The organism is Bifidobacterium catenulatum DSM 16992 = JCM 1194 = LMG 11043 (assembly GCF_001025195.1).
In the GTDB taxonomy this organism is placed as follows: Bacteria; Actinomycetota; Actinomycetes; order Actinomycetales; family Bifidobacteriaceae; genus Bifidobacterium; species Bifidobacterium catenulatum.
Genome location: NZ_AP012325.1, coordinates 1,875,029 through 1,888,550, shown reverse-complemented (window position 1 = coordinate 1,888,550; position 13,522 = coordinate 1,875,029). Strand labels below are relative to the sequence as shown.

General features: G+C 56.6%; 8 protein-coding genes. 6 read left to right on the top strand and 2 right to left on the bottom strand.

What is annotated here, in order from left to right:
* Positions 1-7: 7 nt before the first annotated feature.
* The 5 genes from BBCT_RS07900 to BBCT_RS07880 all read left to right on the top strand — a co-directional run bounded on the left by BBCT_RS07900 (position 8) and on the right by BBCT_RS07880 (position 7,910).
* Positions 8-2,458 carry a glycoside hydrolase family 36 protein gene (locus tag BBCT_RS07900; protein ID WP_033513196.1) on the top strand — a complete coding sequence of 817 codons (2,451 nt, stop codon included), beginning with the start codon at positions 8-10 and terminating at the stop codon, positions 2,456-2,458.
* A 92-nt stretch (positions 2,459-2,550) separates the two neighbouring features.
* The gene (locus tag BBCT_RS07895) at positions 2,551-3,507 is read left to right on the top strand and encodes a TatD family hydrolase (protein ID WP_003833935.1); all 957 of its coding nucleotides are present in this window, start codon (positions 2,551-2,553) and stop codon (positions 3,505-3,507) included.
* Positions 3,508-3,730: 223 nt separating this feature from the next.
* Entirely contained in the window at positions 3,731-5,908 is a 2,178-nt protein-coding gene (locus tag BBCT_RS07890; protein ID WP_003833937.1) for a KUP/HAK/KT family potassium transporter, read from the top strand.
* Positions 5,909-6,108: 200 nt separating this feature from the next.
* Entirely contained in the window at positions 6,109-6,993 is an 885-nt protein-coding gene (locus BBCT_RS07885) for a class II glutamine amidotransferase (protein ID WP_003833940.1), read from the top strand.
* 125 nt (positions 6,994-7,118) lie between these two features.
* Positions 7,119-7,910, top strand: a complete 792-nt coding sequence (locus BBCT_RS07880; protein WP_003833941.1) for an HD domain-containing protein — start codon at positions 7,119-7,121, stop codon at positions 7,908-7,910.
* Positions 7,911-8,027: 117 nt separating this feature from the next.
* Here BBCT_RS07880 and BBCT_RS07875 read toward each other — a convergent pair whose 3' ends face one another.
* Both BBCT_RS07875 and BBCT_RS07870 read right to left on the bottom strand, forming a co-directional pair.
* Entirely contained in the window at positions 8,028-9,146 is a 1,119-nt protein-coding gene (locus BBCT_RS07875; protein WP_003833943.1) for an ATP-binding cassette domain-containing protein, read from the bottom strand.
* The gene (locus BBCT_RS07870; RefSeq protein WP_003833945.1) at positions 9,143-10,468 is read right to left on the bottom strand and encodes an ABC transporter permease; all 1,326 of its coding nucleotides are present in this window, start codon (positions 10,466-10,468) and stop codon (positions 9,143-9,145) included. Before BBCT_RS07870 ends, BBCT_RS07875 begins: the two co-directional genes overlap by 4 nt.
* A gap of 238 nt (positions 10,469-10,706) precedes the next feature.
* Between BBCT_RS07870 and BBCT_RS07865 the strand changes: the two genes are divergently transcribed.
* Positions 10,707-13,043, top strand: coding sequence for a DUF6541 family protein (locus BBCT_RS07865; protein WP_231858058.1), 2,337 nt, complete (start codon positions 10,707-10,709; stop codon positions 13,041-13,043).
* Positions 13,044-13,522 lie beyond the last annotated feature (479 nt).

Below are 13,522 nucleotides of genomic sequence, written 5' to 3'. Positions count from 1 at the left end.
GATGGCAATGGCAGCCGGCATGTTGAACCCTCTACTTCCTCGTCAGGATGGACGTCTCGAATGGGGCAATGGTGTGGTGTCCATGCTGTTCGACATCGCGGGGGATTCTCCCGTCCGCCTATGCAACGTTGTAGGGCGAGGCATGATCCCCATTGACGGTCGCCTGTCCGATGATGGAACGCCTGTAGTGGAAAAAGATCCCCGCCCGATCGTGGAGGTGCTCGCCGCGAACACCGGTTCGCAAGACAACCGCCTCGCGCTGATCGCCACGGTCGCCGGTAGCAAACTACGCTTCGTTTCCGCGCTCGCGTCCGAACCGGGACAGGGTTCCGCCGATCCGTTCCGTTTGGAGATCACGCAATTCGCGTCGTATGCCGATCTTGAGCCGAAAGGCCGCGAATTCGAGTCGACCGCCAGTGAGCGCGATGCGGCTGCCTCTGCTGCGAATCCCGCGCCTGTAACGGTTTGTGCCGACCCGCATGAGGGTCTGGTGGTCACCTCCGTGTTCGAAGCGTTCCCTAATCTTTCCGCGGTGCGCACGCACACGCGCCTGCAATCCGCCAAACAACTGCCGATTGAAGCGGTGTCGTCGCTGAACCTGACCGTTCCCATGCGCGTCAACTGCGGCAAAGTCCATCGTTCGAATATTTTCTGGGGCGACGCTGCCTGGGCCGTGGAAAACGATTGGCGCGTCCGCCCGCTGCGAGACACCCAGGTGCGCAACCGCAACCAGAAAATCAATCCAGGCCAGTCCAGCTCGCGATTCGCCATGAGCTCCACCTCCACATGGAGCACAGGGGTGCATGAGCCGGCCGGTATCGTACAGGTCGAAGGTTCCATGCGCCGCGCCCGCGACTTCTCCGTAATGTGGCAGATTGAGCATAATGGCCCGTGGGAGTGGGAGGTCGGTGAGGATGATCCCGGTCTGCACATCAGTGCATTCGGACCGGAATATCAGAATCACGGCTGGTTCACCAACCTTGGTGAGGGCAATGATTTCGAGTCGGTTCCCGTGTCGTTCGCCATCGCGGCCGGCGATTGGCAGCAGGCCGTCGCCGAAATGACGTTGCAGCGTCGCGCATTGCGCGTTGCCAAAGCCCGCGAACTGGGTCGTGCCGAGCAGTTCAAGCGTACGCAAGGTCTCGTTGTCTATAACGATTACATGAACACGCTGTTCGGTGACCCACGTATTGAGAAGGAACTGCCGCTGATCGAAGGCGCGGCAAGCGTTGGCGCGGATATTTTCTGCATCGACGCCGGCTGGTACGACAGCACGGACGGCGGCTGGTGGGATATGGTCGGCGAATGGCAGGCTTCCACCAACCGTTTCGGCGACGCCGGTTTGCGCGGTCTTGCCGAAAACATCCGTGCGCACGGCATGGGCTTGGGCCTGTGGCTCGAACCTGAAGTGATCGGTGCGAAATCGCCGTTGGCAAGCACGCTGCCGGATTCTGCGTTCTTCCAACGCCATGGCGTGCGTGTGTGTGATTCGGGTCGATATTTGCTTGATTTCCGTTCCCCCGAAGCGCGTGAGCATGTTACGCGTACCGTTGATCGTCTGATCGACGATTTCGGCGCGGTGTTCTTCAAGTTCGACTACAACACCATTCCCGGCGTCGGCACTGATTTGAATACCGAATCCGTTGGCGACGGCTTGCTTGAGCATTGCCGCGCATATTTGGATTGGCTCGACGATTTGCGTCGTCGTCACCCGGATGTGATGATCGAAAATTGCGGCTCCGGCGCCATGCGTGCCGATTATGTGCAGTTGTCCCGCTTGGATCTGCAATCCACTTCCGACCAATGCGATCCGCTGATTTACGCGGCTATCGCGGCCGGAGCGGGCATGACGATTCTGCCGGAACAGCAGGGGAATTGGGGCTACGCCCAGCAGGAGATGGACGATGAGACGGCTGTTTTCACGCTCGCCACGGGCGTGCTCGGCAGACTGTATCTGTCTGGTTTCATCGACCGCATGACCGAGCCGCGTCTTTCGCTCGTTCGCGACGCCATCGCCTTACATCGTTGTGTACTTGCCGACCAGCAGCATATGGTGCCGTTCTGGCCGTCTGGACTTCCTGATTTTGACGGCGATTGGCTTACCGTCGGTTTGCGCCACGTCGAAACGGATATGTGCGACGAGCATGTGCTCGGTTGTGACGCCTCGAACGGGCAGAACGCCGATCCGTCCAATCGGCAGAACGACCAGCAGATTCAGCAGGAAGACAAACCCGATTACATCATCGTATGGCGTCGCGGAGGCACCCCCTCGGTGAACATACCGCTGGAAGCCGGCAGGACCATCGAGCAGGTCTTCCCGAATCCGGATGAACCCGATCATGCTCCGGACGCCGAACCGTGGACCATCGAACGCATGGATCCGGAAACGGTGCGCCTGAACGCAACCACTTCCAAGCGTCCATCCGCCCGAATTTTCGCGATTCGCCGCCGCGGTTGATTGGCCGTCCGTTTGATTGGCTGGCCGTTCGGTTCGCTCGACAATCATGTCGACTGCAACCGCAAGACTGCCATCGAGCGTAGGCTGGAGGTATGAGCAAACACCATCGTGACCGCAGCTGGGCGCCAGCACCGCAACCACTTCCCGAGAACGCGCACGTCATCGACAACCACACGCATGTGGCGTCCGTCGTGCCGTTCTCGCAGGCCATGAGCCATGAAGCGCAAGAAAAAGGACAGCCGGAAGTCCCCGTATACAGCGTTGACGAACTGCTGAACCAAGCGCAACAAGTCGGCGTCGAAGGCGTCATTGACTGCGGATGCGAACTGCCGAACCTCATGACAGCCATCGACATGGCACGCGAACACTCCCAAACCGTTCACGCGGCCATCGCCATACACCCTAACGAATCCGTGCTCCACGGCCATCGTGGAGTGCCCGGACCAGACGGACTTCCGCTCAAATACAAACCCTGGCACGACACCAGCTTCGAAGACGCCATGGCCGAGGTGCACCGTCTCGCTATCACCTACCCCAATCAGGTTGTGGCCATAGGCGAAACCGGCATGGATCTCTTCCGGACCGGCGAAGCTGCCAAAGAACTTCAGAGGGAAGCTTTCCGCGCGCACATCGCGCTCGCCAAGGAATTGAACCTGCCCATGCAGATCCATGATCGCGATTCACACAAGGAAGTCATCGAAACGCTGCTGGCGGACGGCGCTCCCGAACGGACCGTGTTCCACAGCTATTCCGGTGATGCCGAAATGGGTGAGATCGCGCGTGAAAACGGTTGGTATCTCAGCCTTTCGGGCACATCCAGCTATAAGGGCAACGATGGTATACGCGAGTCGGCGCGCATTGTCGGATTGAGCCATGTCATGGTCGAAACCGATGCCCCCTACCTAAGTCCGATGCCGTATCGTGGCCGCACCAACGCGCCATACATGATCCCCTACACCCTGCAGTCGTTGGCGAATTATCTCGATAAACCGCTGACAGAAGTCGCGCAGGCAACACGAAAGACTACGCGCGAAGTGTATGGAATCTGAACAAATTCCGAAAATCGACAGGATGGAAACGATTTATCCGAAAATAAGAGAAAAACAAGAGGAAAAATAAGAAAAGAAACCCACAGGAAGTCTACTTCGTGCGAGATCAGGAATCGCAAGAAACAATGTGAAGATTTGACAAGACTTCGTAAGGCTCCTAACGTGCCTTTTTGCGTTTATTTTGGGGAGTGGGTTGGAAGGCCCGCCACTTGGAGGTAGCGTTATGGCTAACGAGCCGAACGAGGATGAGCCGCTGTTTCACGCAGCCACATACACGCAGGCGCCGAAGGTCTCGCACAAGGTGCTGACCAAGGAAGAGCGACAAGTGCTGATCAAGCAGCACGAGGAGAAGCAGCAGGAGGCTGCTCACCTTGACCAGGTGGCTAGCAAGGGTCCCATCGGCCGCTGGTGGAGCCGTCTGCAATCCGGGCCAAACAGAATCACGCCCGCCATGGCGATTGTGGCGTTGGGCGTTGTGTATGGCGATATCGGCACCTCGCCGCTGTACACCATGCAGACGTTCCTCAACGGGCAGGGCGGACTTGCGCATGCCAACCGCGAAGCCGTGCTCGGCGTGCTTTCGTTGGTGTTCTGGTCAATCACGCTTATCACCACCGTCAAATACGTGCTGATCGCCATGCGCATCGACAACAAGGGCGAAGGTGGCATTTTCGCGCTGTACTCGTTGGTTCGGAAGTACGGTGCATGGCTTGCGATTCCTGCCATGCTCGGCGGAGCCGCGTTCCTCGCCGATTCCGTGCTTACCCCGGCCGTGTCCATCAGCTCGGCAGTGGAAGGCTTGGAAACGCTACCGGCTTTTGAAAAACTTTTTACTGAAAACAAACAGCTGACTCTGATGATCACCGCGGCCATCATTCTGATGCTGTTCTCTGTGCAGTCGCGTGGCACTGAGCGTATCGGCAAGGCGTTCGGTTCGGTCGTGCTTGTCTGGTTCTCGTTCTTGGCGGTTGTCGGCTTGGCGAACCTCAGTCAGTATTGGAGCGTGTTCGCGGCGCTCAACCCCGTGTACGGTGTTAGATTCCTGTTCAGCGGTCATAATGCCGCTGGCCTTGCCATCATGGGTACGGTGTTCCTGTCAACTACCGGTGCCGAAGCGCTTTATTCCGATATGGGTCACGTTGGCCGTGGCAACATCTATTTCACGTGGCCGTTCATCAAAGTCGCGCTTGTGCTCTGTTATTTCGGCCAAGGCGCATGGATGCTCAATCATTGGGATGATTCGGCTTATATCCGCACGCACGGTTTGAATCCGTTCTTCGAAATGATGACGCCTAGCGTGCGTTACGTGGCTGTCGTGCTTTCTGTGGTCGCGGGCGTTATCGCCTCGCAGGCGTTGATCACCGGCGCATTCACGATGGTGTCTGAAGCCACCCATCTGAACTGGATGCCGCATCTTCAGGTCCGTTACCCGGCCCGTACCCGCGGTCAGCTGTACATTCCTGTGGTCAATGTGGTGCTTTGCGTTTCCACACTGTTGGTTTTGGCGCTATTCCGCGATTCCGAGCATATTTCCGCGGCATATGGCCTGGCGTTGACCATCACCATGATCACCACCACCATTCTGCTCGCCGTCTATATCTGGCATTCGGGGCGTCGTCTCGGAGCGATCGTATTCACCGTGTTGTTCCTTGCGATCCAATTCATGTTCTTCTTCGCTTCCATGGCGAAGTTCCTGCATGGTGGTTGGTTCACGATGTTGCTTACCTTCGCGATTCTGCTGGTTATGTACACGTGGAACGAAGGCACGAAGCTGGAACGTGCGCAGCGTCGTCATATGCAGCCCGCCGAATGTCTACCGGTGCTGAAGCGGCTGCATGATGACGATACGATTCCGTATTTTGCAGACAATATCGTCTACCTCACGTCGGATCCGGAAACGAAACGTATCGATACTGATATCTTCTTCTCGATTTTCGCCGACCATCCAAAACGTGCCCGCGCTTGGTGGGCGGTTTCCGTCGAGACCGCCGATGAGCCGTTCACCCGCGAGTATTCGGTTGAGAATTTCGGCACGGATTACATGTTCCGTGTTCGCATTCGGCTTGGTTTCAAGGTTTCTCAGTCGATTCCAGCTTATATTCATCAGATCATGAACGATTTGTCGAAGTCTGGGGATCTACCGAGGCAGGAAAGCCGCTATCCGAAGCTTGATGCTGATCCGAATATCGGTCCGATTCGATATGTGCTGATTCACAAGGCGCTTATGCCTGAGTCGAAGGTGTCGCAGCGTGGCGCGATTTCTTTGGAAGTCAAGTATGCGATTCGTCGTCTTGCGGGATCTCCGGTCAAATGGTTCGGCCTTGCGCCTTACAATCCGCTGATTGAGATACAGCCGCTGTTCCTCGCGACTCAGCGTCCTCCGCGGCTAAAGCGCGTGTGAAACAAGCCGTGAAACGGGCTGCGCGATGATGGTGATCGTATCCGCCATCATCGCGCAGCCCGTTTTCGTAGGACATTTTGTAGGTTTTGCATGGTCTTATCGCGAAGAATCGTTGGAATCCCGCTGTTTTTCGCACGCTATAAGCAATGTCGATAGCCATATGCGCGCGTTGCATCACAAGCCCTGTAGAGTAATCAACCATGTGCAGATTACTTGGATTCGCGGCAGCAGGAAGCAACACCAGTCTCAATGGCGTGCTCGGCATGCAGGCCGTACGCGATTTCCGCGATCTGAGCGAAATCCACAACGATGGCTGGGGCTCCGCGCTGGTCACCGTGCCGAGTGAGTCGCCGTATCTGCGTGACGGTGGCGCTCCCACTCCGGAAACCGGTACTGCCATCTACAAGAACACGATCGCAGCCCGACATGATCCGATTTTCGACGAGCTTGCGAACACTCCGGCTCGTGGAGGCCTGTGGCACTTGCGTTTGGCCAGCTCGAACCTGCCGCTGATTCTCGAGAATCAGCAGCCGTTCTACGCCAACGGATTGAGCTTCATCCACAATGGCGATATCTCCGACGATCAGGGCCGCAATATCATCACCAACCGTGCGTTCCCAGTCGATCCGAGCATCGTGCAGTCTACCGGCGGCCGTTCCGATTCCGCCATTTTCTTCGCAGTGATTCTGCAGTACATCGGTTTTGGTTTCGCACTCGACGAGGCGGTCGCGCAGGCTGTGCGCGAACTGCGCAAAAGCTATCCGAAGTCCAGCTACAACTGCATGATCCAGAGCCAAGACCAGTTCATCGCTCTGTGCGCGGCCGGTCGTGAGGTCACGTCCAAGCGCATCGTGGAAATTTACGACCAGTACGGCCGTGGCAACCAGGCGCATGATTATCGTGTGATGCGCTATCGTACGCTCGGTGAATCCGAAGCGGATCAGGCTGCAGGCCAGCTGAAGGGCGTGGTTGTGGCCAGCTCCGGTTTCGATCAGTGTGCCGAAGATGGCTGGACTCGTTTGGAAAACGATCAGATGATTATCGCTTCCAACCGTACCGGCGCATTTCGTGTGCGTTCCATCTGAAATCCGTAATCTGAAATCCGTATTTCGGAATTTCCGACTGGAATTTTCATCTGGGATTTCCAGACATTTTTTTTCGACCGGATTCAGCATGTGGCAATCGTCATACAGCGCCTAATATAGGCGGTATGACAACCGGATATATTCCTACACTCGCCCAAGTTGACGAACTGCATCGAAAAATCGCGCAATCGCAAGCCGCATACGATTTGATTCACGGACATTGCGTAGTCGTTGCCGACATCGCACGTCGCATGGCACGCAGACAGAACGCACTGTTCACCCGCCGCTGCACGCTACCGGACGATGCCCCTGAAAAAGCGGGCGATTTCGGCCTTAGGCTTACGCAAGACGGTAATGGAAGCGAATCGTTCGGCATGCTTCGCATTCCTTCCGTTCCATCATCGGACGGGATTACGGGCGGAACCGTTCCGCCGAGGCTGATCGACGAGCATTTGGTGGTGATCGGTGGTCTGCTGCATGATATCGGCACGTATTTTCTGCTCAAACAAGACGGTTCCGACGGTGGGCCGCTGAAATTCGACGGTCCGAATTACGTACGGCATGGGCTTAAAGGCTACGAATATTTGTTGAACGAGGGTGTTGACGAGTCGATCGCGCAGTTCGCGCGCAACCACACCGGTGTGGGACTCACCAAAGAAACGGTGGAATCGCAAGGGTTGCCGCTGCCTCCGGCCGACTATGTGCCCATGAATCTTGAGCAGGAAGTGGTGATGGTGGCCGACAAGTACAACAGCAAGTCGATTCCGCCGAAGTTCCTGACGGCCGAAGCCTATGCGCGCAAGGCGGCCCGTTTCGGCGAAAGCAACAGGCGCGAATGGCTGCGGCTGCTCGAACGATACGGCGTGCTTGACGTTACGCCGCTCGCCGAGCAGTACCACATGCGTATCGCGGAGTAAGGCAGACCGTTTTCAGAACACGTAAACCCTTTGGAATTTGGCTAAAACCAGAATTCCAAAGGGCTTACCTATGGGCGCGCGAAAAGTCTATGTTCGTGCGCCCGTTGCACTAGGCGGCTAGTCGAGTTCCACGCTGTGATCCATTGCATCGGCGACTTCCGGATTGGTGGTCACCACGATGATGGCGCGTTTGCGATCGGCATCGCGCTTGAACTTCTTCAACAGATCCAACACCACGGCCGCATCGTCGGCATCCAATCCAGCGGTCGGCTCGTCGGCGATGATCACTTCAGCCTCGCAGCTCAGCGCACGAGCGATGGCCACGCGACGCTGGTTCAGTTCGCTTACTTCGCCGACTGCCAGTCCGGACGTCACTTCATCGAAGCCCACGCGCTTGAGCAGTTCGCGGGCGGTCACAGGCTTCGGCTTGAGGAAGTTGCGGTTCGACGCATCCATGGCGTACAGCACATTGCTTTCCGCGTCGAGATCGGGGCGGAAAGCAAAACGTTGCGGAATGAATCCGATGCGGTGCCCCAACATTTCGACCGGTTCGACGTCGCTCAGGTTGGCGCTTTTGTGCATCACATTGCCGCGGTCCGGGCGCACCATGCCGACCATGGTGGCCAGCAATGCCTGATGCTGTTCGCGATCCTCCGCGTCCACGAGCACCGCATGCGTGGCGCCCGCATGGAACGACAACGACAGGTCGTCAAGAATATTGCGGCCGGTCTTGCGATTGGTCACGGTCACATGGTCGAGCGCGAACGTCGGATTCGCCTTGAAGAAGAGCGCATCCTTTTTGCGATTGCGCTTGATTTCGTTGTCAAGCTGTGACGAAACGCTGGTTGCGGAATCGGCTTTCACCGCTTCATGCGTTTCCAGTGCGGTCGGTGCGTCGAAAGAACGCAAAGCGAGCGTTTCCTTCACTTGATTCGCGTTATTCACAGCCACGTCCGAATCGTCATTCGTGTCATCCGCAGCGTTATTTGCAGCATCGGCGGTTTCGGCGGCATCTGCAGTATCGTTGCCTGCAACCGCTGCGTTGTCATCGTCGTACACCACCGTAAAATCGATGGATTCAATGGAATCTGCGGAAGATTCGTCAGCTGCAATATCTCCGATTGCAGCATCATCGACGGTTTCGCTTGCCTCGGCTTCAGCGGTCTTGTCAACCACAGCCTCGTCAACCATGGTCTTGTCGATGTTCTCGTTCTTATCGTTCATATTGTCGCTCATGCCGTCACCTCCGAGCGTTCCTCAAACAGTTGGTTCAGGTTGAAGCAGGCCACGCGCGCGAACGCCACGATGCCAAGCACCAGGCATGCACCCAAGCCGTACCAGATCACATTCCACACCGAAGCGGACGTGATCGTCACAGCCTGCCCGCCAGCCCACGCGGTACCGATCGGTTTCGCCAACAGCGCGCCGGCACCCAAGCCGATGATCCAACCCGGAACCGTCATCATGAACGTTTCCAGCATGAACTGCCATCCCAAACGGCCCTTGGTTACGCCGGTGATCATCGCCATGCCGATCTCATCGCGACGGCCACCGACCGCCGCCCACACAATCAATGCCAGCAACGCGATTCCGCCGACGATCGTCATGGCCAACAGTACGATGCGCGCGGACGAAGCGGCGGAATCAAGCGGCTCGATCGACTTCTTATAAGCGGTAAGCGACGGCGAGGTGATTTCGTACGTCTTCGTGTCTAACTTGGCCTTCTTCACCAAGCGCACGAACTTGTTATACGTGGAAGGATTCGCCAGAGAGAACACAATATTGAGATTCGGAACGCCCCATCCCGTGGCCTCCGTCGTGTCAAGCCCGTTCTTGGCGAAGTTGATATACGTCGTGTAGATCACGTTCTCACGATTGTCCTTCGCGTATTTCGCGTCGGAACCGTTGCCTTCAGGCACGTCGCTGTCGTATTCGTAAATGCCGCGCACGGTGAACGTGTACGTTTCGGAAGCCTTCGACGGATTGCCGACCGTCACCTTGTCGCCGACCTTGAGATTGTTCTTATCGGCCAGCGCCTGCGAAATGAGTACGCCGTCGCTCTGCGTCTTATAGCTCAAATGCTTGCCCTTGACCACTTTGTAGTAGCCGTAATCGTTGATTTTCGCGGCGTCCAACGTGTAGAACGCCTGCAGGGTCAGATTGCCGCCGGTCTTGTCTTCGCTAGTATCGCTTTTCGCGGCGATCGCCTGCAATGACTTGCTTTCACGCACCGGCACTGACGTTGCCAACGTGTAATCGAAGGTCACGCTGTTGCTCTGCGCGGCCGTTGCGTACGTGCTGTACTTTTCCCACGTCAAGTACTTGTCGGTATAGCTGGAATCGGCGCCGTCGCGCTTGGCTTTGGTCTGCGCGGTCGGCCGAATCACCGCAGTGGCTTTCTGCGACTGGTATGTCTCATTATTGGCGGTGTCGTCTGCTCGTATGACTGCCAGATCCACGGCAGCCGAAAAAGACACCAGTAATGCGAGTAGGGCGATTAGCGCGGTGCGCCATTTGACGCGGCCGAGCGCCGCCCATGCGTTCTTGAGAACGAACATGCGGTACTTCTCCAGTTCTCTGTTATTGCGCGCCGGCGCATGCCGACGTCAGCGTTGGCCGGGACGCGCGCTCCGCAGCAAGGCAGGCCCGTAGCGCATGGTGCGTCCCGTGAAATCATCTTGGGCTTCCAACGTGATTGTTTTCTTGCGCAACACTGTTATACCCCTGCATGAAGTCTGAATGATTCCTGAAAATCGACCGTTGAGCATGGTTGCGGCACTCGCTACGATGGAATCGATGATTTCCGAACAAATTACGAATACCGGTTCCGTAATGGCCAATCATGGCTCGATTCAGACGCCTGCGCAGACTCAGCTTCGGCAGAACGGCTCGTCCAATGGCGGCCCGTCCGAACGGAAACGTGACCTGCGATGGCGTCCCGCGATGCTGCATCCGGCGTCGCTCCGCGTGTTATTGCCGTGGCTTACGTCGATTATCGGCATCGCATCCGCACTATGCCTGGTGATTGCGTGGTTCCCCTCCACGGTGTGGAATACGCCGATTGTCAGCAGCGATGCCCCTGCGCATTACTATTTCATTCGCCGCTTGCTTGACGAAGGTTTGGGGGCGGCACTGCATTTGTGGCCGCATAATTCGTTCTATCCGCCGTTATTCCATGTTTGCGCTTATTTCGTAATCAAAATCGCGGCGCTGTTCGGCGTGCAATGCTCTATTTACGCGGCATTCAATATCACGTGGATCATCGCTTCGGGCGTGATTTTCCCTTCTGGAATGCTGGTATTGTGCAGGTATTTCCTACAACGTTGGAATCGCGGCAATCCAATTTCACGTATTTCGCAAGCATCGTCTACGCCTGAATCGTCGTCCGTATCTGAAGCGTCGAATGTTTCAAATCAGCAGGTATCGTCAGCTGTGAATCGGCAATATAACGCCACTTTCGACGCTACTTTCGTTCTGCAGAATCTGATTGGACTGTTCGTGCCCGTGCTTGCCGTCAGCTCGGTGTGCCACCCGTACGGACTGCTGAATGCCGGTCCGCTGATCGCATTCGGTTTCGCCACGTCGCTGCTGCCGTTTCTTATCGCTGCCACGTTGCGCTTGTTCGATGCGATCGCCGCACGCGAGCATATAGTGAAATGGTTTGTGATCACTGCTGTCGCAGGCGTGGTTTGCCTCGTTGCACACCCGCGTATCGCATTCACGTATGCTCTGATTCTGGTGCCGTTCATTGTGTTGCGTTTGCCGTGGAAGCTGATTCTGGGTGCGTTTATCGCCATGTGTGTCGGCGCGGTCGCGTTTGTGGCCCTGATGCTTACGTCGTTCAAATCGGATCGTTGGGCGAATCCCGCTTCCTGGTTCCATAGCCATCAGCCGTTCAAGAATTTGTGGGAGTCGATTTCGTTCTGCTTCACGGATGGCCTTGACGGTTTTCCTGCGATTTTGTTCGCATTATTGCTGATTGCGGGAACCGTTGCCGCTTTCGTTTGCGCCTTCCGCCGCGCTGCTGTGCGCTCTTCGGATTCGTTTTCGGCTGCTGTTTCCACTGTGGCTCCCGCTTTTTCCGCTGATGCTGATGCTTTGGTTTCCGATGCTACGGTCTCCTTGGTTTCCGCTTCCGACCTGCCGGCTGCTTCGTGTTCCGATGCTGCTGATGTCTCCTTATCCGCACCGTCCGAACCATCTCGACCTCGCCGCAACGATCGTCTGCGTGACGTGATCGCGTTGATGGCCGCGTTTCTGCTGGTCACGCTGGTATATGCGTGCACGGTCACGTTGGTTGGCGCGCTGCCGAATATCATCAGCTCTCCTTGGTATCGCGATGAAAACCGCATTATGACCATGCTTCCGCTGGTTGCGTTGCCGTTGCTTGTCATTGGCGTCAACGCGCTTTCCGAATGCGTTTCCGTGTGTGCCGCATCCGCTTCTTTCGTTCCTTCTGCATCTTCCTTCTCCGCGAAGAATAGTGCTTCTTCCGTTCCCTCCCTTTCTTTTGCGTCTGCTGTTTCTTCCGTGAAGAACGTTTCTTTCGCTTCCAATTGGATCGGCCCAATCGCCGCATTCCTTGTGATTGCGATACTTGCGGTTTCCGCTCAGATCGTATGCCCGTCTCGTACTGCGGCTCGCGATGCGATCATCGCGCATTCCAGCCTGAACCAAAGCGACCCCAACGAGCAGCTCACCGAGCAGAAGATTACTGTGCTGCGCAAGGTCATGGAACGTACTGGCACTCAGGCCACCATCATTTCCGACCCGTTGAACGGCTCGATGTATGCGGAGACGCTGTTCAATGCGAGCATGCTGTATCCGATCATCAATGCGCGCACCGATGTGCCATCCGTTCCGTTCGGCAAGGTGGAGACCGCGTTTGCTTCCGGCGATGGGCAGCAGGTGCTTGGCACGGTATGTCCGCTGACTGACGCTCCGGAGTACTTCCTTACGATGGGCGACCAGGCGCAAAGCTTGCAGTCGTTCCCGTATCGCGCCCAATACGATTCCTTCCATAATGAGGAATTGATTGATGCGTATGTGGATGGCGGCACGTTGGTGAAGGTTGCCGATTATTCGCAATACGGCCAGGGTTGGGCCCTCTACCGTTTCGGTTGCGCCGATTAATCGATTTTTGGCTGCGCTGCCTTGTTCTGTCGTCGCTTGCGCGCGCATATGCAAAACCACACTTTCGATTAGTTGAGATTTGAATTTGTTCAGGACAACGATCGGCGGTGCGGTTTCGTTTATCTGCTTTCTTCTGCTTTCCTCTGTTTTCTCCTATTTCTGCTTTCAGTTGGGAGGTTTTCTCGGATGGGTTGGCTTAGGGGAATGGCCGTAAATGAGATAGTTCGGTGTGTGACACGCCCGGGTGTTGGTTTGTGGTGGGGTTTTTCCGGCGGTCTTGTGCCGTGCGGTGGCGTTCGCCGCCCGTTTTCCCGTATTTGCGACACGCCGGTGGATGCGTTGTCTTCCAAGGGTTCGCGGGGTGTCCGTGAGGGGCCGGGTTGCGTGATTGCCGGGGTTCGTGTAAATTAACTCTTCGCTGCCGCTCAGCGAGTGGTTCCCCGGTCGGGGTTCCGTAAGGTGGGTGAGTGGTGGTGGTT